The organism is Oceanobacillus chungangensis, from assembly GCF_003369565.1.
GTDB classification, from domain to species: domain Bacteria; phylum Bacillota; class Bacilli; order Bacillales; family Amphibacillaceae; genus Oceanobacillus; species Oceanobacillus chungangensis.
Window position 1 is genome coordinate 1 of the sequence record NZ_PIOD01000016.1, and the last position, 22210, is coordinate 22210.

Here is a 22210-nt window from a genome sequence, read left to right on the forward strand (position 1 = left end):
ATGTAAATGGAGGAGGTAGAGGGATTCGAACCCCCGCGCGGTTTGACCCGCCTGTCGGTTTTCAAGACCGATCCCTTCAGCCGAACTTGGGTATACCTCCAATATATAAGTGGCGGTCCGGACGGGACTCGAACCCGCGACCTCCTGCGTGACAGGCAGGCATTCTAACCAACTGAACTACCGGACCACTATTTTAATTAGAAAATAATTTGGTTGCGGGGGCAGGATTTGAACCTACGACCTTTGGGTTATGAGCCCAACGAGCTACCAGACTGCTCCACCCCGCGATGATACAAATAATAAATTTTATGGTGGAGGATGCAGGGCTCGAACCTGCGACCCCCTGCTTGTAAGGCAGGTGCTCTCCCAGCTGAGCTAATCCTCCAACGCACAGGATGTGCTAGTGCATGTGTTGCGATAGGACCTCGCGTACTTAACATGCCATCCTTTAAAATGGTGACCCGTACGGGATTCGAACCCGTGATACCGCCGTGAAAGGGCGGTGTCTTAACCGCTTGACCAACGGGCCAGTTTTAATGGCTCCACAGGTAGGATTCGAACCTACGACCGATCGGTTAACAGCCGATTGCTCTACCACTGAGCTACTGTGGAAAATGAATTAACATGGTGCCGGCCAGAGGACTTGAACCCCCAACCTACTGATTACAAGTCAGTTGCTCTACCAATTGAGCTAGGCCGGCATCAAATTCATATAATAAATATTTTTTTAATGTGTTGATCACAGATTTATATTAAACATCATAAACCTATCATTCGTCAAGTGTTTTTGAGAAAAAAGTTATTTTTATATCAAATTCCCCCATCAATCGACTATAGTATAGACATCGATAATTATGTCGAAAAGCTATATAACATAAGAGTTCCATCGTAAGGAACCCTTGTAAATTCCACTTATATAGAAAGAGATAATTTTTGTATGATAACATAAATGAAAAAGACCACTTGCATACATTTTCTCTTTCAATCCTCACATTATTAATAGCCACTACATCATAGACACATTCCCTTTTCACTCACTATTTTCATTAATTTATCCTAAATGGTCGACTACTATTACATTAATATTATTAGTAAGGCGCTATCAATTCACAATACGCAGTGTTTCCTTTCTTGTAATCATTCTGTAAAAATCCTTCCATTTTCTTCAGTGCATTTTTCTGTGAAACTAATTATTCTTTAAATATTAACTAGTGAAAGGGAGTTTTACATGTTTAGGAAAATTAGTAAATTAACGATTGCAGCTGTCGTATCGATTACAGTTTTACTACCTGTCTCGACATTTGCAGCGAGCACATATACTGTTAAAGGTGGAGGCACCATGTGGAAAATTGCAGTGAAAACACAAACAGGAGTAAGGCTAATCCACAGCTTATAAACCCTAATCTTATTTATCCTGGACAACAGATTCAGGTCCCAACAAATCAAGTGTACAATATGGAGCAAGAGGTTATTAGACTAGTAAAAGTAGAAAGAGCAAATGCTGGTTTACTTGCACTAAAATATGACTGGGAGCTTGCAAGAGTTACTAAACATAAATCTCAGGATATGCAAGAAAAAGGATACTTTAGCCATAAGAGCACAACATATGGTTCACCATTTACGATGATGCAAAATTATGGCATTAAATACAAATCTGCAGGCGAAAACATCGCGCAAGGTCAGCGAACTGCAAAAGAAGTTGTGAATGCTTGGATGAATAGTCTAGGTCATAGAGCAAACACCCTCAACAAAAACTATACATACATCGGTATTGGTTATTTAGAAAATGGTCACTACTGGACACAAATGTTTATCCAAAAATAATATTCTTCAACTAAGGCCATGAGTACTTGTATTATAACAAGCACTCATGGTTATTTTTTATTATTATTTCGTACATATTGTATTCTTCAAAATAATTGAATAAATCCGCAAAAGTGTTAGAATAATGAAAAACGTTCTATATTTAGAGGAGCTGAGTTGAGAGATGAGTAGTAAACAGTATGTAGAAGAGAAAGGATATTATGGTGAATTTGGCGGAAGTTATATTCCCGAGGACTTGAAAAAAGTTTTATCCATTATTGCCGAAGAGTTTGAGCGCTCCAAAGATGATCCTGCCTTCATTGAAGAATACCAATACTATTTGAAGGAGTATGTTGGTCGGGAAAATCCTTTAACACTTGCTGAGAATCTTACTAACAAGATTGGTGGAGCAAAAATTTACCTGAAACGTGAAGATTTAAACCATACAGGTGCACATAAAATCAATAATGTCATCGGTCAAATCCTTTTAGCGAAGCGTCTAGGGGCAAAACGTATAATTGCTGAAACTGGTGCTGGTCAACATGGCGTTGCAACTGCTACAGCATGTGCAATGTTCAATCTTCCATGTACAATCTATATGGGTAAAGTAGACACAGAGAGACAAGCTCTAAATGTATTCCGAATGGAGCTATTAGGTGCAGAAGTAGTTGCAGTCGATAAAGGTGAAGGAAGATTAAAGGACGCAGTAGATGTTGCACTTGAAGACCTCTTAGCAAATTATCCAGATACCTTCTACTTAATCGGATCTGCCGTTGGACCTTATCCTTACCCATCGATTGTCAGACATTTCCAATCGATAATTAGTGAAGAATCAAGAAGACAGATTTTAGAAAAGGAAGGGAAGCTCCCTACCGCTGTTGTTGCTTGTACTGGTGGTGGCAGTAACGCAATTGGTGCATTTGCAAATTATATTGATGATGAAACAGTTCGATTGATCGGCGTGGAGCCATCTGAAGCACCGACATTATCAAAAGGAGTTCCTGCAATACTTCATGGTTATCGTTCTTATACATTAATTGATGAGGACGGGGAAACATTGCCAACCAATTCCATTGCTGCAGGGTTAGATTACCCTGGGGTTGGACCAGAGCATAGCTATTTGAAAGCTAGTGGACGCGCCGAATATATAATGGCAACTGGGGAAGAAGCGCTAGCAGCATTCCAGGAGTTGTCTAAAGTGGAAGGAATAATCCCAGCATTAGAAAGTGCACATGCTGTCGCACATGCAATGAAGCTTGCAAAAGAACTTTTAGGTGATGATATTATCATTGTCAACCTTTCTGGTAGGGGCGATAAAGACGTGGATCAAGTTTATGAGATGTTAAATAAGAAATAATAAAAGCTGTCAGGATTAATCCTGACAGCTTTCGTTTATTACATATGAAAGGATAATAATTCCCCTATCACAACTCTTGTGACAAGAATTGGCTGTGTCTAGCTCCAACGCCAGCTTTGTTATTATGCTCTTAATGATTTAAATGCAGTTCCCCATGATTTAACTTCATCAAGCATTTGGTTAATATTTGCTTCATGGTATGCTGCAGGTTTGAAAACACTCATGTTTTCGAAATCAGTGATAAGTGAGAATGTAACAGCAGTACGTACGTCTGCAACTTGTAGTTCACCGAAGATTAGGCGTAGGTTCTCATGTGCACGAGTACCACCTAAGCTACCGTAACCTACTAATCCAGCTACTTTATTTGCTACTTCTGGTTTCAAGTAATCTGTTGCATTTTTAAGTGCCCCACCTACTGCATGATTATATTCTGGTGCCACAAAGATGTAGCCATCAAATGAAGCCATTTTATCTGACCATGCTTTGATGCGATTCCCAGCATCTGCTTGCTCTGATTCTAATAATGCTGCACCCATTAATGGTAATTTATATTCAGCTAGATCAACGATTTCATAATCTACATTATCATTGCGTTTTGTTGCAAAATCATAGATATAGTTTGTAACAGCTTCTGCGTTACGCCCTTCACGAACACTACCTAAAACAATACCGATTTTTAAGTTTGACAATTTTTGTTCCTCCTTATTGGACTTACCAAATAATTTATCTAAAAAACCCATTGTTGCACCACCTATATTATTATCGATACTTCATTCATTCGAATTGATTATCGTACAGTTTTTAATACACGGCTCCATGCGATAACTTGATCAAGCATACCGTTCGCATTTGCTGCATGATAGTCAGCAGGTTTGAACACACTCATGTTCTCGAAATCAGCCATTAATGAGAATGTAGTTGCTGTTTGTACGTCTGCAAGAGATAATTCACCACAGATTAAGCGAAGGTTTTCAATTGCACGTGCGCCACCTAAGCTACCATATCCTACAAAACCAATTGCTTTGTTTGCAACTTCTGGTTTCAAGTAGTCTGTAGCATTTTTAAGTGCTCCACCTACTGCATGATTGTATTCAGGTGCGATTACGATATAACCATCGAATGATGCATTCTTTTCAGACCATGCTTTGATTGCAGCTTCTGATTCTACTTGGATTGCTTCTGGAATAACAGCACCCATTAATGGCAACTGATAATCAGCAAGATTTACTAATTCATATTCTACGTCTGCATCGTTACGATTTGTTGCGAAATCTAACACCCAGTTAGCAACCGCATCTGAGTTACGACCTTGACGAACACTTCCGTTAATAATACCTATTTTCAACATAGTTAATTCCTCCCCAAATTCAAAAAATATTTGTGGTAAATTGGATTAATGATTTCAGCCAAATAAATTTTGCTTTGCTGATGAACTATTTCGCAATGCATAGCTAAATAGACTCATTTCAGTTATCTATAATTCAATATACCTTAATTTAATATAAATATAGCATGGTTATTTGCTTATTGCAACACATTTAATTCTTTTTTATTATAAAGTTACTTAAAGTAATTTTACAAGTATAATGTACTCAATTCTAACCTTTTTTAAAAATAAGCTTAAAATACTATTGATAAATTAAAGTCCCCGAAAAGGATTCTAAGATAAGACTATTTTTTTAAGATTCGGACTGTATTCGCACTACTCACGAATAACATGTTGTTAGTACCAGAAACGACCGTAACTAGTAGCCTGATTTAAACCGCTATATAGTAGTAATGTTGATTTCCGCTGCGGGCAACGAAGATCAACAGCCATATGTAAGGGGAAATACTTTCTTTTCTTATTCAAAGGACTCGGAACAACCGAATTTAGTTTTTTATAGTCCCCCTTAGTCATGTACTGCACCCCAAACATACTAAGATGTAGAAGTGAAGAAAAGCCGATCAAACTTTGGGATCAATATAGAATCCGCCCCTCAAACAGACTAACTTCACACCCTTATTTGAATCAATCAATTTACTATGTTGATCCATAGAGACCGTATACAAGAAAGTGGAATCGATAAGGTTATATGAAGACTTCTATGAGTAACTAACTGGAGGAGATGTAACGAAACATGTAGTTGCGTTTGGTAAAAGACTCAAAGTACAAGACAACTGTTCATTCTAATCATGGATGGCATATCAGCATAAAAAGTGGCTGAAAACCCTAATGGAAAATAAGGTATTCCAAAGTATGTCACGAAAAGGAAACTGTATAGATAATTCACCAATGGGGGATTTTTTTGGTTTATTAAAACAAGAGTGGAGAAGCAAGGTGTTCGTTTGAGGAATTAAAAAGAAAAATTGAAGCGTATATCGGTTATTATAATAACTAGCGTATAAAACAAAGATTGGCTGGCATGACTCCGGTTCAATATCGTATTCACACCAACCAATTAGATGCCTAACTGAAAAGAAAATTCTGTTGGGGCAAGGTTGGGCCCCACGGTACTTTACACCTTACATAATCGCTCCGTAGCTCTATGTTTTCGCTTAAATTTGGAATGGACAAACCGCTAATATCATTGACCTATTTTTCTAAATGAGCTCATTTTTTTTGGCTATAAAAACGTACGCCATCTTCTAAAACTAGTTGAATCCAAGTTTTTTCAGCTCACTCTTTAGATAGTTGTTCCTATCGGTTATAAATTTACAAATGAATTCCGGTTCCCTATCAAATTGGTCGATATAATCTTTTTTATAGGGATCTTTTAAAACAAATGGGCGGAGAGTGGTATGCAATTCCTGTATTCTAGGTTCTAAAAAATCGACTGTAAATTGGTGGTTAAGGATTTGAAGGATGTTTGTATAATATAAATTCCTAAATGAAGGAACATCGAGCATTCTTGCTGATAAAGTATTAAAACCATCTATTCGAACATAATCATATTCCATAATCTCCCCATGAACATCTCTCCCCCAAGTTCCATCATAATCCCATGGGAGAATCTCAAATAACCCTGCCTCCCCATTCCTGCATAAGGCATAGTTCTGTACAAATCCATCATAATTTTGAGTACAAACCGCACCGGCGAGCCAAAGCAGATACTTTTCAACATCAATGTAATTTCCTATCTCCTGTTCAAATTCTTCTCTTAAGAGTGTATTTGCTTTAAAAATAAATTCCTGTAAGATCAAATATTCATCGTCCAATCCATATTTTATTTCATATCCCATTTCTAATGATCTCTTAGGACCGTTATCATATTCACTAATTAATGAAAAATTAGCATCTCCATCCACTGCATAGAAAATCGAATGTACCGGAATATTCCTCTTTTGGAAAAAGTACTCATCAACAGATTCTAATTGTAGATAAACACCTTCTTTTTTCCCATTTAAAACTAAAAATACATGGTCAGCAGAGGGGGGCATGACGCCGATACTAGAGAAAAAATCAAAGGAAAGCTTGTTTCTTACGAATGAATGATCTTTATATTCTGCATTTAAATGCAGTTCTTTTGCCCCATTCCATGTTCTAGGTTTGTAAAAATGAATATGATATGACTTCTTCTCAAACTCTCGGACATAATATCCTCGGAACCTAACATCAATGTCATGTTTTTTTCCATGAATGTTTATTTTTCCCGTAATAGATTTATTGGACCAAACATTCTTCTTTAAATCGATAAGACTTTTTGGATTAATAAATAACTTATAAATAGGAATATTTTCGTCTCCCAAAATGCATCTCTCCTAACCAAGTCGTTATATTAACGTATGACAGACATTTGTTGGGTGACAGTCCTGATTTCTGTATTTTCATAAAATCGACCATTGTCCATATCAAAACCTGCTTAAATCCCGTATGCTATTAGCGGGAAAACGTCTAATCCTTAAAAGGGATAATTTTGTAGTTTTTCACTATGAGGTATTGAGGAGGATTTGATTTTGAAAGGCTACAGTGAAGAAGATATCCGCCGTGCAGTTGAAAAAGTAATCGCTGCAGGAATGGAAAATTTTCTATACCAAGAGCCATTTTCTACAAAACGCTCAAGGCAGTCTAATAGAAGTTATTCAGGAAGGCATAATAAGAATCTAGATAATAAATAGTAAAAAGCTCTGCTATCGCAGAGCTTTTTACCTATTTATTCAAAACAAATACTTTTTATTATAGGAAATAAATACTTTCCCATCGCGATTCGTTATGGACTCGACACGACCACCAAATTCAAATTTTTTCAAGAACTTTCTGTACTTCCTCCGCGATATCACGATTTTCTCTAGGTAAAAACGTTTCCTGAGCCATCAATTACTTTAATCTCTGAACCGAAATTGGCATAAATCAAGCAAATTCCAAACCAATATAGCCCCCACCAATGATTGCGAGCTGTTCGGTAAGCTCCTTCAATTGTTACAAGGTCGTTGAAGTATAGACGAAGTCGGTATCATTAATCCCGTCGATAGGTGGAATAATAGCCTTAGTCCTATCATCCTACGCCTACGATCCCTCCCACGAGTAGTATATTAAAAGATACGGTATTTCTCTCGGATTTGAATTGATTCATTCCCCCTGAGACCCAAACCTTTTTATAAAAAAATCAGTCCTCGTTTGAATACTGGTCAAATTCATTTTCATCCGTCTGAATATCATAATGAAATTGATACTTTTCTAAATTGACATAACCAGACAAACTAATCTCTACCCCTTCTGAATCCAGTAGCCATTTCTGTTCCATCCTCGCTTCATCATCCTTGATGGCAATTTGTCCTTTCGCATTGATGACACGATGCCAAGGTAAGTGATATTTTTTACTCATAGAATGTAGAATTCGTACAACCTGCCTCGCTGCTCGAGGACTTCGTGCTGCTTTTGCTACTTGTCCATAAGTCATGACTTTCCCCGCTGGTATTTGCTTTAATATGTGAATTACTCTTCTTGTAAATGGAGTCATTATCTTCTACCTCTTCATTAGGATTATTTATTTGCTTCCATGGAGTCAAATTTTCTTGGGTATATTCTAATCTTTTTTATGTAAAGTGCATCATTGGTACCTGAATTTAACGATTATTCTTCTACGGGCATTGAAAATAGAAAATTTGAATGACAGGCATTCGTATATTTTCTACAAAGGTGATACTCCAGTCTATTCACTGTTTTAATCGTAGCATATTTTAAAGTATAACGTGAAAAGGAGGGATGCTAAATGTCAACTTTTAGAAGCAATCGACGCAGTGATCGCAAAAGAAGCGATCGACGCAGTGATCGCAGAAGAAGTGATATTTTCATTGACGCTGATAGAGTTTTTGTAGAAGAAGACCGCCGTCGTAGTGATCGTAAACGCAGTGATTGTAGACGCAGTGATTGTAGACGCAGTGATCATAGACGCAGTGATTGTAGACGCAGTGATCGTAGACGCAGAAGATTCTTTGATGTCGATAATGTATTTATCCGCGCTGATAGAGTTATTATTGATGATGATGATCGCAGACACTGTTGCCGCAGACACCGTTGCCGCAGACACAGAGACGACTGGTAAACCCTCCGTATTAGCTTGTAGAGAATGTATTTCTCTACAAGCTTTTTCATTTATGAGTCCTGCTATAGTAAAAAATGGGTACATGATCCTCGTATCGTTCTATCTTTCATACACAAACTATAATATGCAAATAGGAAAAGGAGGACAATATGGATAGGCAGCGTGCACAAGAAATTGTCGAATCAATTGCGATGACTAACGTTAATTATCATGGAATCCCCGTTTATATCAAATCCGTACAGGATGGAAACGAAACAGCAACCATCTTTCCACTTGATTCAATGGATCACGAGCAAATTGTCGACTTAGAAGGTCTTGAGGAAAATCAGCTTCTTTAGAGAATAGTATCAGGCTGCCCTATTACTTTAATAGAGCAGCCTAAGTAAAATATCAGCCTTGTTTATCAAAATTTCATCTTTTTAGTAATCCCCGTTCCTTGATTATCTTTCCATCATTAACATATACCCGCGGAACCCGCTTACCAATTAAGCATGCAGTTTCATAGTGAATCGTATTCATTTGATCTGCAACTTCGGCTAATGAAATATATCCTTCACTCGGTTCGCCGAAAATCGTGATAATATCCTCTTGATTTATTTGATCAAAAGCAGTCACATCTATCATTGTTTGGTCCATGCATACACGACCAACAATTGGTGCTCTCTCTCCTCTTATTGTTACAGCCCCCTTGCTGGATAATGACCTCGAAAGACCGTCTGCATAGCCAATTGGCATTGTAGCAATAGTCGACTCCTCCCGAGGTGCAAAGGTTAGACCGTAGCTTATCGGCTGATCTGCTGCTACATTTTTAATAAAGATTGCTTTCGTTTTAAAGCTCATTGCTTGTTTTAATGAGATCTTTTCTCGCAAATGTTCACTTGGATACAGGCCATACAGACTAATACCTACCCTCACCATATCAAGATGCATCTTTGGAAAAGCAATGGTTGCTGCACTATTACAGCAATGTTTGATTGGGATTTCAAACCCATGCTGCTCTAGATGAGTAACAATCTCATTAAACCTTGAAAATTGCTGCTCTGTATAGGTCGGGTCTAAGCTGTCTGCATCAGCAAAGTGTGTGAATACACCCTCTAAACGAACATATTCCGAATTTATTGACTCAACTAAAGCATGTGCATCTTCCTTATTATTAATTCCAATCCGATTCATGCCACTATCGATTTTCACATGAACTGGAACGACCTGCTTCATATCTTCCGCGACTGCTATTATTTTCTCTATAGCCTCCGGAGTGAATACAGTTAAAGTAATATTATTCTTAATTGCTTCCTCAACAGCGGATGATTTCGTATAACCAAGGACTAAGATTGGTGACTTGATTCCTGCCTGACGCAGTTGAATGGCTTCATCGAGGAAGGCAACCGCTAAATAGTCAGCGCCGGCTTCCATTGCAGCTTGTGCAACTTCGACAGCGCCGTGACCATAGCCATCAGCCTTTACAACTGCCATTAGTTTTACATTGTTATGAATATAGTTCTTAAACGTTGTCACGTTATGTTGAATTTTATCTAATGATACTTCAACCCACGTGTCGCGATAACTCCCTGCTTCCATTTCTGTTCCTCCAATTGTTCTGTTAAAAGTAAAAATACCCTTTCGTAAAAATGAAAAGGTATTTTTAAGCTACTTCTTAGTGACTAAGAGCTGACATTGCATCTTCTACAGATACATAGTCATAACCTAAATCTTTTGCAACTGCTTCGAATGTAACTTTACCATTTAGTACGTTGACACCTGCTTTTAATGGCTGACTATCTTTAACAGCTGCTTCGAGTCCTTTTTTCGCAATTTGTACCGCATATGGAACGGTAACATTCGTTAAGCCAATTGTTGCCGTACGCGGTACAGCACCTGGAATATTAGCAACGGCATAATGTAATACACCGTGTTTTTCATAAATTGGATCATCATGTGTTGTTGGATGGTCAACGGTTTCGAAGTTACCACCTTGGTCAATTGCAACGTCAACAATCACAGATCCTGGCTGCATCGATTTAACCATCTCTTCTGTTACAAGTTTAGGAGCCTTTGCACCTGGAATCAATACAGATCCAATGACTAAATCAGAGTCCTTTACAGCATTTGCAATATTTAATGGGTTAGACATCAATGTTTGGACCCTATCACCAAAGATATCATCTAATTCACGTAAACGAGCTGGGTTTAAGTCAATAATATTTACATTAGCACCTAAACCTAGTGCTATCTTCGCTGCATTTGCTCCAACTACTCCACCACCGATAATGGTAACCGTTCCACGCTCCACACCTGGAATACCACTTAACACAATACCTTTACCACCTTGCGATTTCTCCAAGTACTGTGCTCCCAGTTGTACAGCCATTCGACCAGCAACTTCACTCATCGGTGTAAGCAGTGGTAGTGTACGCCCTACCGCTACTGTTTCATATGCTATTGCAGTAATTTCATGATCTACTAATGCTTTTGCAAGCTCTGGTTCATTCGCTAAATGTAGATAAGTAAATAAAATTAATCCTTTGCGGAAGTATTGATATTCAGATTCAAGTGGTTCTTTCACTTTCATAATCATGTCTGCTTTCACCCAAACTTCTGAAGCGTTTTCAATAATTTTTGCTCCCGAATTTTCGAACTCTTCGTCAGTGAAGTTACTCCCTAGACCGGCACCCTTTTCAATAATAACCTCTTGCCCTGCACTAATAAGATTAACCACTCCAGCCGGAGTCATTGCAACACGATTTTCGTTGTTCTTTATTTCTCTAGGTACCCCAATAATCATTCTCAACATCTCCTCAATGTTTAATTTACTTATATTGTAGCGCCAGTATATTTACTTTAGTTTATCAAAAAAGCTAAAATATAGCCAAACGATTTGTATAAAACTACAAACTCTTTTTCTTAAGCTTTTCCAACTGTAAATCAATAAATAAACTTACTTTTTGATTTGGATCTCTTAAGTGGATGCCAGTAATATCGTTAATTCGCTTCAACCAGTAATTTAATGTATTCTGGAGATAGCTGGTTCTTAACAATTGGTGCAGACCTTTTTTAGATAAATAACTTCTCTTCTTCAAGAAACCTAACACTAGTATGCGCCCAAATAAATCCTAGTATTTTATTATTTTTTCGTATAGAGACCGACTTCTTTTATTGCAGGGACAATTACTGGTTCATCGTTTCGAATAGTTTCGTCATCATACCACTCTTCCAATGTCTATTAATAATATTGTCTGGAACTTTCCTGCTCGTGAATGTCGCAATTCTTACTTCATCGAAGTTTATGCTTACTGAAGACTGAAGAATATCATGCGGTGTTTGGAGTCTTCAATTGTAGTCGGGCATTCAACCGCTTCACCAATACGTTCTTCTAATATATCTGAGGAATCAAAAGTATCTCTGAATATTTTTTCATAAATATCTTCATCATTACGGAGTTGTGAATGAATCAATCGTGTGTCCCCCTCCCTAAGTTAAATTATAGCATAATCCGATTCACTATATTTAGAATTGTAAAATTTAACAAATAATACAGACAATTATTTGTCAATTTTAAAAATTACTGTCTTGCAATCTTCTGTTATAATAGTATTAATAACGAATACATCCTTTAAATGTTGGAATTTGTAAATGTAAGGGATTCCAACATTTACTCTCTTATAATAAAACAGATCTCCATAACCGTTCAAGATGATAGATGGAATCTTTTTATTTGGGTAACTGGACAAGAATTAAATCACAGAAGACACGGGGGATACTATGAAGAAAACATTACAAATCGGCAGTGCACTTGTAGGTATTATCGTGGGGGCTGGGTTCGCTTCTGGCCAGGAAGTTTTACAGTATTTTACTAGTTTTGGAACAGTCGGGATTGTTGGGGCAATCATTTCTACAGCATTATTTGCTTATATGGGAATGACGATGACTAGGATAGGAAGCAGAATGCAAGCAACTTCTCATCGCAATGCAATTCATAAAATTAGCGGAAAATTTCTAGGTACCATTATAGACTATATTATTATCTTTACATTATTTGGTGTGGGTGTAGTTATGATAGCTGGAGGCGGCTCCATTTTAAATCAACAATTTGGTTTACCACTTTTTGTAGGTAATATGTTATTAATTGCTCTCGTAATACTTACAGCAATGCTCAACGTTAGTAGAGTTGTTAAAGTAATTGGGAGTATTACACCGTTTCTAATCATCTCGATTATCTTACTATTCATCTATAGTATAACGACAATGGATGCTACCTTTGCAGAGCTTAATCCAATTGCAAAGCAGCATGACTCTGCACTTTCAAACTGGATTTTCTCAGCAATAAACTATGTTTCTTTTAACATCGCAGTTGGTGTTTCCATGTCCATCGTAATGGGCGGAGATGAAAAAAATGAGAAAGTAGCCGCAATTGGCGGACTAATTGGTGGACTTACAATTGGGGTTCTAATTATGGTCAGTCATTTTATGATCTTCTCAAAAATTGATGTTATCGGTAGCTTCGATATGCCTATCTTAAAGCTCGCAGATGATATTTCTCCTATTCTAGGTGTGATTTATTGTTTAATTTTATTTGGAATGATATTTAATACCGCTGCAAGTATGTTCTTCTCTTTTAGTGCGAGATTTACTGAAATAGGAACAAAGAAATTCAAAATCTTTACACTCATTTCTGGAATTGTCGCATTTTCATTAAGCTTCGTCGGCTTTACAGAACTCGTCGCTTTATTCTATCCATTAATCGGAAATCTTGGACTTGTGCTTATGATTGTCCTTATCGTCGCGTCCCTTAGAATGGGAAAATTAAAGAAAGATCAGGAAGAAATAGAGAAGCACTATTACACTCCAAAGAGAAGCGATACTAATGCTTAGTATCGCTTTCCTCCTCTTGATTAATATTGAAATACAGTTCGGTCTTATTTCTCCCTCTCTTTCTCTTTTTCAAACATCATGAACCTTTTCGTAAGTTGATCTGATCCTGTTATCAAATTCATTACGTAAGAGGATGTCTGTTCAATTTTATCCGAAAGAAAGTTCGTTCGTTCATAAAGGGCTGATCTAAAATTGCTAAGCTGTCTTGAGATTTTCTCTGTTAATGCCTCTTGATTTTCCAATCGGTTCAGCATTTTCTGTTGTGTATCATCTTGAGATAAAACCCTTTCTTCCAGCAGCTTTTGAAACTCTACTTGCTCATCGATTTTTAATGCAATCTGTTCATTTGCTACTCCGTATTCAGAAAGCTTGTGTCCTATTTCCTCATATGACATCGTTATATTTTGTAATTGTTCATTGAATTGCTCTTCCGATAGCTGATGATTCTCAAGCAGACGCTTCAATCCATCATTATCCTCTTCTAATTTCTCCAATTGTTTCATAACATGTTTTTCTAAATCCGTATACTTCTCGTTCATCGTTTGTATTTCATTTAATTTACTGCCAATGTCCAGCCATTTTGTCGTTTGCTGTTTTTCCTGTATTTCATAAAAATTCTTTAATTCTTGGAATGATTCATGCAGGCTAGCATTCACTTTCTTCTGCTCGTGAATCATTTCCGCCATGTGATTTTTTATAAAAAAATCTTGATTCGGTGCTTCGATGTCGCTGTTATTCTTATATATATCCTCATGGATATGCCGATTTATATACAATCCCATTGATAAACACTCCTTCATACCGCCTAATGTAGCTTATGCAACTTGAACGATATTGGGACTTTTAACTGGTTATGGTGTGATAAGGGTTCGAAATTACACTACGCGCACCTTGGGGGGCTGGTGAGCCCTCCTCCGGCAAGACAAAGACAATGAAAGCTTCGGCAGCAACGTTACATCGCAATCAGACAATTTGAAGTTTTTCTCGATAATTCTTCGTGTATTTTCTTCGCTGGAATGGTTGAGAAAAAATAAATTACTATCTCTCTAAAAAATGGGTTAGCACTTCCCTCTCACATAGCAGTTTAATAGCGAAAGACAAAAGGAATCTAATAAGTGAAGAAACATTTGCTAACGGAGATGCATTACTACCAAGCTTTCTTCTTAGTGGAATCGCAACTAGTTAGCAATTAATCTATATATAAACAGCAACAAAGGATACTGTCCGATAATAGACAGTATCCTTTGTTTGTTACGAGGTAAATATGAATTTGCTCATTTTTTTACATATTTCTTAAAAGCATTCAAAAATGGAAGGGGAGATGATTTTACAGTGTACGAGTATACCCCGTTTGTAGTGTGCACATAGAGGAGTCCCCCTTTTCCACCTATTGAACGATAGGACATATCAATAACATCCTGTATCGGAAACTCACGGTGTTTGGTGACAAGTTTTTCATTATATAAATACATTGTACGCTGATGCTCTGTATCAATTTGACTGATACTGCTTACAATTCGTTCTACCTTAACATATTGCTGTTCGGCAATCAAGTACATCTAAACCCTCCAAATTAATCTATATATTATAAATATTATTGATGAGGGAATATTGATTCGCTTACTATGTAAAGTAAAGCCATTTCGCTTTAGCGATACATACAGGTATTCTTAACCTTCTGCAAGCCGTAATCTATTCAAGCGCCATTGCAGCCATTGATATTCTCGAGTTTTTCTAGGAAGGAATTGACGAATATCTTCTTCATGGTAACCGACCTGTAATCGTTTCTCATCAACCATAATCGGACTACGTAATAATCTTGGATGTTCATGAATTAATTCCAGTAATTCCTGTAATGGCAGTGTCTCGATATCTAAGTCGAGATCTTTATAAATCTTTGATCTTGTTGAGATAATCTCGTCTGTTCCATCAACTGTCATTCTAAGTATTCCTTGAAGCTCACTAACAGTTAATGGCTCTTTAATAATATTTCTTTCTACATATTTGACTCCGTGCTTTGAAAACCATTGCTTCGCTTTACGGGTAGATGAGCAAGCTGCTCCATAAATTGTAACTGTCATTTATCTATCAAACCCCATTCTATAGTTTTTTGAAGACTTTATTCTTAATACATGTTTTACGCTTGGATGCTTTCACTTTTTCTTATAAAGCCCATTTTTTAATAAATTCATTTCCATTTTAAAGATGTTAATTGCTTCCTCATCAGATAGTGCTCCGGAATATTTCTCAACAAAGTTACGAAATGCCACCGCTGCAACGATTTTAATGATATAAATTATATCCTTCTCGTCTGAAATATTTAGGCAGTCTACATTTATTAATTTGGTGACCTCTTTCATATGTTCACTACTATGATTTCCTTCAAAAATCGATGTAAAGGAATTCTCCATTTTATGTGTTACATTCAGTAGTGCATTTTTGAAAAAGTCATGTTCATTCTCATCTGGGAGGACAATAAGGAATTCATGGTACATTTCTATCATCGCATCAATAATGTCTCCATTATTTTCCTTTAAGATAGAAATAAATCGCATATTTAACTCTTTCATCTGTTGATTTAACAAGAAAAAGTAGGCATCCTCTTTATCTTCAAAGTATTGATAAAAACTCCCTCTAGCAATACAGGCCTCTTTTACAATATTCGCAATCGATGCTTCAGATAAAGGGGCTCTAGCAAATTCCTTTTCTGCTGCTTCCAATAAATGATGCCTTTTACTCTCAGGTAGATTAAAAAAAGTTTGTTTCGGCAATGCCCATCCTCCATATCCATCCAAAGTGACACTGTGTCATGTTGTTATATTTCTATAATAAATGACACAGTGTCACTTGTCAATTTTTCGAGTGACACCCCGTCACTTTTTATTTCTACCCGGTAATTATACATTATCAAATAATTGTGGCACGTTTATGGAAAATATTAGATAATTTATATTTTTGACAGCAAGAAAGATCGAGCAATAAAGACGGCACTTCAGCTAATGACCCGGCAAATCCTCTGTACAAAAATAATTTACCCTAATAGAAAGGAGGATATCCGTGTTCATTCATTTTTAAGTTATGGGTATTCAATGTTTGAACTGCGCCACACACAGAATAACTGCTTTTGTTATTTAGGACTTGAGATTAGGCTAATGCTGTTGATTAATGAAAACTCTCATGTAGTCATGTAGAATAAGGATTGAGACAGTATTATTAAAATTTAATGAAAAGGTAGGAAATTCATGGTTCAATTTAGTAATCATTTAATATCCATTCTGATTTAACCAATGTTTTTAGAATTCTGGAGAAGCCCGAAAACTTTCCTAAGTGGAATTATGCTGTCAAAGAAATCACAGATTTATGTATAAAAGACAACAAGTTGGGTTCGCAGTATAAATTATCTAGGGAGGTAGGTCTGCAGAATAGTGAAGTAATTACAATCCAAAGATTATATCAAAGATAACAGATTATCATTTGAGGCAATTGGAAATCTGTTTTCATATACTTCTACATATAAGCTAACACAACATCCCTTAGGAACTTCTCCAACCAATACGATGGTATTACAATCTTCAGGTATTAAACACATAGCTTTCACTATCATTCAAAGAAACATAAAGCGTGAAGTCAATAATAATTTTAGAAAGATGATAGAGGAGAAGGAGCCGTATGAGTAATACGTTTAATATGAGAAATTAATATTATTGAACTATAGGATAGTTTAAAATTAAATTTTTAATTTACTTATTTTACAAACAGAGGGACGCGGATAAAATGATTGCAACTATAATAATCCTCGTTGTTTTTATTTTATTTGATATTATTCTCTCTACTGGCAGAGCCTCTTTTTGAATTGCTTGTTTTAACACATTATCGGATGAAGAAAAACAAAAAATTGACAAAAAAACTTAAAGTAAGTTTATGGAAAAATGATGTTTACAATGTCATTTAGCATGGTATTTTTCATACTTAGTTTAGCACTGGAGTCCAAGGAGTTATTTATCATTGGAAACGTACTGTTTATAGCTGTATTTGTATTTAAGCTTATTTATACAAATAAATGGAAAAGATTTTAGCATAGAACTGTTATTAAGCTTGTATGTAGTTTCCTTATTTTCGGAATTTTGATTAGAATGATTTGTATTCAACTTACAGGGTACAAGAGTAGAGTATTGTATGGGGCTGTCAATGTTGCAACTCCTATTTTACTAACCATTAAGCAAATCAATGAATAACAGCTAGATATTGAAAGAAGCTATTGCTGAGATGAAAGGAAAAACGGTGTTGAATCATTTTATGTTATATCGTCCTATGACACCACAATTTGGTTAAATATTCCACCCCGGGGCTCGATGGTTAAGGGTGATTCTGATCCTTAGAAAGTTGCCAAACTACGTCCGCATTCTTAGGGGTGAAGAGACTTATTTAAGTTCATGTGAATCGATGTCAATTTAGACGTCCTGAAATGAGGAATGCTTTGCGCTCTCCTTACTGATGAATCAAGCCGATGCCTGCTTTCTCCTACAATTGTAGAGGGATAATTACAATCCTTCTTAACTTATTAAAAAAGTAATACCATTTTAAAACAATTCGTGTATAATTATTTCGATATGCACGAAATTTGTTAGAAATAATCAGCTTTTAGCAGCTAAAAAATAATAAGGATTTATGTATATAATCCAATAAACACGGGGGAGGTACTGCGATGACGAACACGATAATTCAGTTTAATAACGTGACAAAGCAATACGATAATGATCCAGTTGTGCTGGACAATGTAAGTTTTGAGATTGAACGAGGGAAGTTTTACACCTTGCTTGGTCCTTCAGGCTGTGGAAAGACAACGATTCTAAGATTAATCGCTGGCTTTACGGAAGCAACTTCAGGAGAGATTTACTTTGATGATAAGAAGATAAATGATATTCCGGCTAATAAACGCCAAGTGAATACGGTTTTTCAGGATTATGCGCTTTTTCCTCATCTAAATGTATTTGAAAATGTTGCATTTGGCTTAAGAATCAAGAAAATGAAAAACAAAGAAGTTGAAGCAAAGGTAAAGGAGGCTCTTAGCTTCGTAAACCTGCTTGGTTATGAACAACGAGAAATAAGAGATATGTCTGGTGGTCAAAGGCAGCGTGTTGCCATTGCACGTGCCATTGTCAATGAACCAGAAGTAATTTTACTCGATGAACCATTATCTGCACTTGACTTAAAATTACGTTATCAAATGCAAGGGGAATTACGAGACCTGCAACGCCGACTTGGAATTACCTTTATTTTCGTTACGCATGATCAAGAAGAGGCCCTTGCAATGTCAGATGAAATATTTGTCCTTAACAAAGGGAAAATCCAACAAAGTGGTACGCCAATTGATATTTATGATGAACCGATCAACCGTTTCGTTGCTGACTTTATCGGTGAATCCAATATTGTAAAAGGAACGATGATTGAAGACTTCTTAGTAGAATTTGGTGGAAAGCGATTCGAATGTGTCGACCAAGGAATGAATCCAAATGAACCAATTGAGATTGTCATTCGCCCAGAGGATTTAGAAATCACTTCATTCGATAGTGGCATGCTGAAGATTGAAGTAACCTCACAATTATTCCGTGGCGTTCACTATGAGATTACTGGAATCGACCACGATGGGAACGAATGGCTTGTCCATTCAACGAAGAAGGCGAAGGTCGGCGATAAGATTGGACTGCACTTTAACCCAGAGGCAATTCATGTTATGCGTTTTAATGAGACAGAAGAAGACTTTGACCGTCGTCTAGAATCTTATTCGGAGGGGGAGGCAGATGGAGAATAAAGTAACACGTAATCTCTACATGATTCCATATGCACTTTGGATCATCTTCTTTGTTATAGCGCCGATACTACTTGTTGTCTATTATTCTTTTCTTGATATCGAGGGGAACTTCTCACTTGTTAATTATCAGAACTTCTTTACGTCTACCTATTTACAAATGACGTTGAGTTCATTTTGGTATGCATTTTTAATTACAGCTATTTCTCTTTTAGTTGCATATCCTACCGCCCTTTTCTTAACGAGGACGAAGCATAAGCAGCTTTGGCTATTATTAATTATTGTACCATCATGGATTAATTTACTTTTAAAAGCTTATGCTTTTATCGGGATTTTTGGCACATACGGTGCTGCAAATAATTTCTTGGAATTTCTTGGAATTGGCTCGCAGCAAATACTCTTTACTGATTTTAGCTTTGTTTTTGTTTCAGTATACATTTTTATCCCATTTATGATTTTACCAATCTTTAATGCATTAGAGAGCTTGAATCCAACACTACTCGATGCTGCGAATGATTTAGGTGCATCAAAATGGACGACATTTCGCCGTGTTGTTTTCCCACTAACAATTGATGGCGTGAAATCGGGTTGTCAGGTCGTGTTTATTCCAGCACTTTCCTTGTTTATGTTGACAAGATTAATCGCTGGAAATCGTGTCATCACGCTCGGTACAGCGATTGAACAACATTTTCTTGTTACACAAGATTGGGGAATGGGTTCAACAATTGCGGTTTTCTTAATCATCATTATGTTTGTCATTATTTCACTGACTGGCATACGGAAGCGAGGTGCATAAGTTGAGCAGAAAATCATCACCGTTTGCAAATCTATTTTTATTTATTATCTTTTTCGTTCTCTATGCACCCATTTTCTATTTAATCTTTTACTCCTTTAATAGCGGGGGTACGATGAGCGGCTTCGAGGGCTTTACTCTCGATTGGTATAAGGAACTTTTCTCAGATACAAGACTGCTGATTATCGTCTTGAACACCGTTGTGATTGCATTATTGTCAGCATTAATTTCCACGATTATCGGTGTATTTGGGGCGATTGGGATTCGTGAGATGAAGCGGAAGAGGAATCAGAATTCAATCCTTGGATTGAACAATGTACTAATTGTTAGTCCTGATGTTATTATTGGTGCTTCATTTCTGATTTTGTTTACGATGGCAGGAATACAGCTTGGATTCTATTCTGTACTGTTATCACATATTGCCTTCAGTATTCCAATTGTCGTCCTAATGGTGCTGCCAAAATTAATGGAAATGAGCCCATCTTTAATTGATGCTGCTCATGATCTTGGTGCAAGTCGCTGGAATGTATTAACAAAGGTTATCTTACCATACATTACGCCGGGGATTTTTGCAGGATTCTTTATGGCACTAACGTATTCTCTAGATGATTTTGCCGTTACATTCTTCGTAACAGGAAATGGCTTCTCTACATTATCCGTTGAAATCTATTCCTTAGCACGTCAAGGTATCTCACTTAATATTAATGCCTTGTCTGCACTTATCTTTTTAGTTACGGTCGTTCTTGTGATTGTTTATTACTACATTAGCAGACGTGCCGGGAATCAAGGTATGGGAGGAATGAGAAGATGAAGAATCTTATTCAAGCATTTTTAGCAGTTCTCGTTGTTTCTATTATTTGCTTAATTGCAATCAATCGATTAAATGCCTCTGCAGGATATTCAGGTACCAATACATTAACCGTTTATAATTGGGGTGACTATATCGATGAGGAGGTCATTGATCAGTTCGAGGAAGAAACAGGGATAACTGTCATTTATGAAACCTTTGATTCAAATGAAGCAATGATGACGAAAATCCAACAAGGCGGTACAACCTATGATGTTGCCGTACCATCAGAGTATATGATTCAAAAAATGATAGAAGAAGATTTACTTATTGAATTGGATCATTCAAAACTTCCAAATCTGAAAAACATTGACGAACGATTTATGGATCTCTCCTTTGATCCAGGAAATAAATTCTCAGTCCCATACTTCTGGGGAACTGTTGGTATTGTCTTTAATACAAAAATGCTTCCCGATATGGATTTCAAAAGCTGGGAAGATCTATGGCATCCTGAATTAAAAAATGACATTTTATTAGTTGATGGTGCTCGCGAAGTTATCGGCATGGGATTAAACAGCCTAGGCTATTCCTTAAATGATACAAATAAAGATCACTTACAGGAAGCACAGGATAAACTAAATACATTAACACCGAACATCAAGGCTATTGTTGGCGATGAAAACAAGTTGTTAATGGCTAACGGTGAAGCACCTGTCGCACTTGTTTGGTCAGGTGATGCATCCGAAATTATGTTTGAGAATGAGGATTTGGACTACTCCGTGCCTGAAGAGGGATCCAATCTCTGGTTCGATAATATGGTCATTCCTAAAACAGCAAAAAATATCGAGGGTGCTCATCAATTTATCAATTTCATGCTTGATGCTGAAGTAGCAGCACAAAACACAGAATATGTTAGTTATTCAACACCAAACAAGGAAGCATTAAAGTACATGCCAGAAGAAATGGTAAATGATGAACGCTTCTATCCATCACCAGAGTTAACAGATAAACTTGAGGTGTATGATAACCTAGGCAAGAAGAATTTAGCATATTATAATGAGTTGTTTTTAGAGTTTAAGATGTATCGGAAATAACTATACTATTTGAAGCGCCAAGGACTGTAGAGTGTCCTTGGCGTTATTTTTTGTGCTCCTGCTGATATTATTTTTCTCCTGGCGATATTCCTGCTCTCATGCTGATATTATTTTTCTCCTGGCGATATTCTTGTGCTCCTGCTGATATTATTTTTCTCCTGGCGATATTCTTG

The 22210-nt window shown here is 36.8% G+C and carries 21 protein-coding genes, 7 tRNA genes and 1 pseudogene; 10 read left to right on the forward strand and 19 right to left on the reverse strand.

The window, feature by feature from the left end:
• Positions 1–7: 7 nt before the first annotated feature.
• The 7 genes from CWR45_RS13285 to CWR45_RS13315 form a co-directional block, all read right to left on the reverse strand.
• A tRNA-Ser gene (locus CWR45_RS13285) sits at positions 8–100 on the reverse strand.
• A gap of 10 nt (positions 101–110) precedes the next feature.
• Positions 111–187, reverse strand: a tRNA-Asp gene (locus CWR45_RS13290).
• Between the two features lie 23 nt (positions 188–210).
• Positions 211–287: transfer RNA gene (locus CWR45_RS13295), tRNA-Met, on the reverse strand.
• A gap of 22 nt (positions 288–309) precedes the next feature.
• A tRNA-Val gene (locus tag CWR45_RS13300) sits at positions 310–385 on the reverse strand.
• 69 nt (positions 386–454) lie between these two features.
• Positions 455–529 (reverse strand) — tRNA-Glu (locus CWR45_RS13305).
• An 8-nt stretch (positions 530–537) separates the two neighbouring features.
• Positions 538–612: transfer RNA gene (locus tag CWR45_RS13310), tRNA-Asn, on the reverse strand.
• Positions 613–625: 13 nt separating this feature from the next.
• A tRNA-Thr gene (locus CWR45_RS13315) sits at positions 626–701 on the reverse strand.
• Between the two features lie 527 nt (positions 702–1228).
• Here CWR45_RS13315 and CWR45_RS13320 point away from each other — a divergent pair.
• Positions 1229–1824: pseudogene (locus CWR45_RS13320) on the forward strand (CAP domain-containing protein).
• Between the two features lie 163 nt (positions 1825–1987).
• A complete protein-coding gene (gene trpB / locus CWR45_RS13325; protein ID WP_115750360.1) occupies positions 1988–3160 on the forward strand; it encodes a tryptophan synthase subunit beta in 1173 nt (390 codons plus the stop codon).
• Positions 3161–3282: 122 nt separating this feature from the next.
• On the opposite strand, the gene CWR45_RS13330 is transcribed toward trpB, so the two are convergent.
• The 3 genes from CWR45_RS13330 to CWR45_RS13340 form a co-directional block, all read right to left on the reverse strand.
• A complete protein-coding gene (locus CWR45_RS13330) occupies positions 3283–3900 on the reverse strand; it encodes an NADPH-dependent FMN reductase (protein WP_115750361.1) in 618 nt (205 codons plus the stop codon).
• Between the two features lie 47 nt (positions 3901–3947).
• On the reverse strand, positions 3948–4508 hold the full coding sequence (locus CWR45_RS13335) for an NADPH-dependent FMN reductase (RefSeq protein WP_115750362.1): 561 nt from the start codon (positions 4506–4508) through the stop codon (positions 3948–3950).
• A gap of 1286 nt (positions 4509–5794) precedes the next feature.
• Positions 5795–6889, reverse strand: a complete 1095-nt coding sequence (locus CWR45_RS13340) for a CotH kinase family protein (RefSeq protein WP_115750363.1) — start codon at positions 6887–6889, stop codon at positions 5795–5797.
• Between the two features lie 207 nt (positions 6890–7096).
• Between CWR45_RS13340 and CWR45_RS19865 the strand changes: the two genes are divergently transcribed.
• Entirely contained in the window at positions 7097–7258 is a 162-nt protein-coding gene (locus CWR45_RS19865; RefSeq protein ID WP_170138865.1) for a CotG/ExsB N-terminal domain-containing protein, read from the forward strand.
• A gap of 488 nt (positions 7259–7746) precedes the next feature.
• On the opposite strand, the gene CWR45_RS13345 is transcribed toward CWR45_RS19865, so the two are convergent.
• Positions 7747–8100 carry an MGMT family protein gene (locus tag CWR45_RS13345; RefSeq protein WP_115750364.1) on the reverse strand — a complete coding sequence of 118 codons (354 nt, stop codon included), beginning with the start codon at positions 8098–8100 and terminating at the stop codon, positions 7747–7749.
• A gap of 478 nt (positions 8101–8578) precedes the next feature.
• Between CWR45_RS13345 and CWR45_RS13350 the strand changes: the two genes are divergently transcribed.
• Positions 8579–8842, forward strand: a complete 264-nt coding sequence (locus CWR45_RS13350; protein ID WP_147294838.1) for a hypothetical protein — start codon at positions 8579–8581, stop codon at positions 8840–8842.
• Positions 8835–9023, forward strand: a complete 189-nt coding sequence (locus CWR45_RS13355) for an H-type small acid-soluble spore protein (protein ID WP_115750366.1) — start codon at positions 8835–8837, stop codon at positions 9021–9023. Before CWR45_RS13350 ends, CWR45_RS13355 begins: the two co-directional genes overlap by 8 nt.
• Positions 9024–9096: 73 nt before the next feature.
• On the opposite strand, the gene alr is transcribed toward CWR45_RS13355, so the two are convergent.
• The 4 genes from alr to CWR45_RS19870 all read right to left on the reverse strand — a co-directional run bounded on the left by alr (position 9097) and on the right by CWR45_RS19870 (position 12137).
• Entirely contained in the window at positions 9097–10263 is a 1167-nt protein-coding gene (gene alr / locus CWR45_RS13360; RefSeq protein WP_115750367.1) for an alanine racemase, read from the reverse strand.
• Between the two features lie 76 nt (positions 10264–10339).
• Positions 10340–11467 carry an alanine dehydrogenase gene (ald, locus tag CWR45_RS13365; protein WP_115750368.1) on the reverse strand — a complete coding sequence of 376 codons (1128 nt, stop codon included), beginning with the start codon at positions 11465–11467 and terminating at the stop codon, positions 10340–10342.
• Positions 11468–11570: 103 nt separating this feature from the next.
• A complete protein-coding gene (locus CWR45_RS20505; protein ID WP_170138866.1) occupies positions 11571–11774 on the reverse strand; it encodes a helix-turn-helix domain-containing protein in 204 nt (67 codons plus the stop codon).
• Between the two features lie 198 nt (positions 11775–11972).
• Complete coding sequence (locus tag CWR45_RS19870) at positions 11973–12137, reverse strand: hypothetical protein (protein WP_170138867.1); 165 nt, start codon at positions 12135–12137, stop codon at positions 11973–11975.
• Positions 12138–12444: 307 nt separating this feature from the next.
• On the opposite strand from CWR45_RS19870, the gene CWR45_RS13375 reads away from it, so the two are divergent.
• Positions 12445–13554 carry a YkvI family membrane protein gene (locus CWR45_RS13375; RefSeq protein WP_115750370.1) on the forward strand — a complete coding sequence of 370 codons (1110 nt, stop codon included), beginning with the start codon at positions 12445–12447 and terminating at the stop codon, positions 13552–13554.
• 44 nt (positions 13555–13598) lie between these two features.
• Here the strand turns inward: CWR45_RS13375 and CWR45_RS13380 are convergent, their stop codons facing one another.
• The 4 genes from CWR45_RS13380 to CWR45_RS13395 form a co-directional block, all read right to left on the reverse strand.
• Complete coding sequence (locus CWR45_RS13380) at positions 13599–14336, reverse strand: hypothetical protein (RefSeq protein ID WP_115750371.1); 738 nt, start codon at positions 14334–14336, stop codon at positions 13599–13601.
• A 492-nt stretch (positions 14337–14828) separates the two neighbouring features.
• Positions 14829–15113 carry a hypothetical protein gene (locus tag CWR45_RS13385; RefSeq protein WP_115750372.1) on the reverse strand — a complete coding sequence of 95 codons (285 nt, stop codon included), beginning with the start codon at positions 15111–15113 and terminating at the stop codon, positions 14829–14831.
• Between the two features lie 111 nt (positions 15114–15224).
• Positions 15225–15635: a Spx/MgsR family RNA polymerase-binding regulatory protein gene (locus tag CWR45_RS13390; protein ID WP_115750373.1), complete on the reverse strand. Its 411-nt coding sequence runs from the start codon at positions 15633–15635 to the stop codon at positions 15225–15227.
• A 72-nt stretch (positions 15636–15707) separates the two neighbouring features.
• Positions 15708–16325, reverse strand: a complete 618-nt coding sequence (locus tag CWR45_RS13395; protein ID WP_115750374.1) for a TetR/AcrR family transcriptional regulator — start codon at positions 16323–16325, stop codon at positions 15708–15710.
• Positions 16326–18259: 1934 nt separating this feature from the next.
• Between CWR45_RS13395 and CWR45_RS13400 the strand changes: the two genes are divergently transcribed.
• The 4 genes from CWR45_RS13400 to CWR45_RS13415 are packed head-to-tail and all read left to right on the forward strand — an operon-like array spanning position 18260 to position 22037.
• Entirely contained in the window at positions 18260–19366 is a 1107-nt protein-coding gene (locus CWR45_RS13400) for an ABC transporter ATP-binding protein (RefSeq protein WP_115750375.1), read from the forward strand.
• On the forward strand, positions 19356–20159 hold the full coding sequence (locus tag CWR45_RS13405; RefSeq protein WP_115750376.1) for an ABC transporter permease: 804 nt from the start codon (positions 19356–19358) through the stop codon (positions 20157–20159). Before CWR45_RS13400 ends, CWR45_RS13405 begins: the two co-directional genes overlap by 11 nt.
• Position 20160: 1 nt before the next feature.
• Positions 20161–20967 carry an ABC transporter permease gene (locus tag CWR45_RS13410; RefSeq protein WP_115750377.1) on the forward strand — a complete coding sequence of 269 codons (807 nt, stop codon included), beginning with the start codon at positions 20161–20163 and terminating at the stop codon, positions 20965–20967.
• The gene (locus CWR45_RS13415) at positions 20964–22037 is read left to right on the forward strand and encodes an ABC transporter substrate-binding protein (protein WP_115750378.1); all 1074 of its coding nucleotides are present in this window, start codon (positions 20964–20966) and stop codon (positions 22035–22037) included. The genes CWR45_RS13410 and CWR45_RS13415 overlap by 4 nt, the downstream gene beginning before the upstream one ends.
• Positions 22038–22210: the final 173 nt, after the last annotated feature.

Bases quoted from the DNA above. Each gene is read 5' to 3' on its own strand.
- CWR45_RS13375 (WP_115750370.1), top strand. From the start codon at position 12,445: ATGAAGAAAACATTACAAATCGGCAGTGCACTTGTAGGTATTATCGTG.
- CWR45_RS13345 (WP_115750364.1), bottom strand. From the start codon at position 8,100: ATGACTCCATTTACAAGAAGAGTAATTCACATATTAAAGCAAATACCA.
- CWR45_RS13335 (WP_115750362.1), bottom strand. From the start codon at position 4,508: ATGTTGAAAATAGGTATTATTAACGGAAGTGTTCGTCAAGGTCGTAAC.
- CWR45_RS13405 (WP_115750376.1), top strand. From the start codon at position 19,356: ATGGAGAATAAAGTAACACGTAATCTCTACATGATTCCATATGCACTT.
- CWR45_RS13385 (WP_115750372.1), bottom strand. From the start codon at position 15,113: ATGTACTTGATTGCCGAACAGCAATATGTTAAGGTAGAACGAATTGTA.
- CWR45_RS13350 (WP_147294838.1), top strand. From the start codon at position 8,579: ATGTCGATAATGTATTTATCCGCGCTGATAGAGTTATTATTGATGATG.
- CWR45_RS13380 (WP_115750371.1), bottom strand. From the start codon at position 14,336: ATGGGATTGTATATAAATCGGCATATCCATGAGGATATATATAAGAAT.
- CWR45_RS13330 (WP_115750361.1), bottom strand. From the start codon at position 3,900: ATGGGTTTTTTAGATAAATTATTTGGTAAGTCCAATAAGGAGGAACAA.
- CWR45_RS13355 (WP_115750366.1), top strand. From the start codon at position 8,835: ATGGATAGGCAGCGTGCACAAGAAATTGTCGAATCAATTGCGATGACT.
- alr (WP_115750367.1), bottom strand. From the start codon at position 10,263: ATGGAAGCAGGGAGTTATCGCGACACGTGGGTTGAAGTATCATTAGAT.
- CWR45_RS13400 (WP_115750375.1), top strand. From the start codon at position 18,260: ATGACGAACACGATAATTCAGTTTAATAACGTGACAAAGCAATACGAT.
- trpB (WP_115750360.1), top strand. From the start codon at position 1,988: ATGAGTAGTAAACAGTATGTAGAAGAGAAAGGATATTATGGTGAATTT.
- CWR45_RS13390 (WP_115750373.1), bottom strand. From the start codon at position 15,635: ATGACAGTTACAATTTATGGAGCAGCTTGCTCATCTACCCGTAAAGCG.
- CWR45_RS13415 (WP_115750378.1), top strand. From the start codon at position 20,964: ATGAAGAATCTTATTCAAGCATTTTTAGCAGTTCTCGTTGTTTCTATT.
- ald (WP_115750368.1), bottom strand. From the start codon at position 11,467: ATGATTATTGGGGTACCTAGAGAAATAAAGAACAACGAAAATCGTGTT.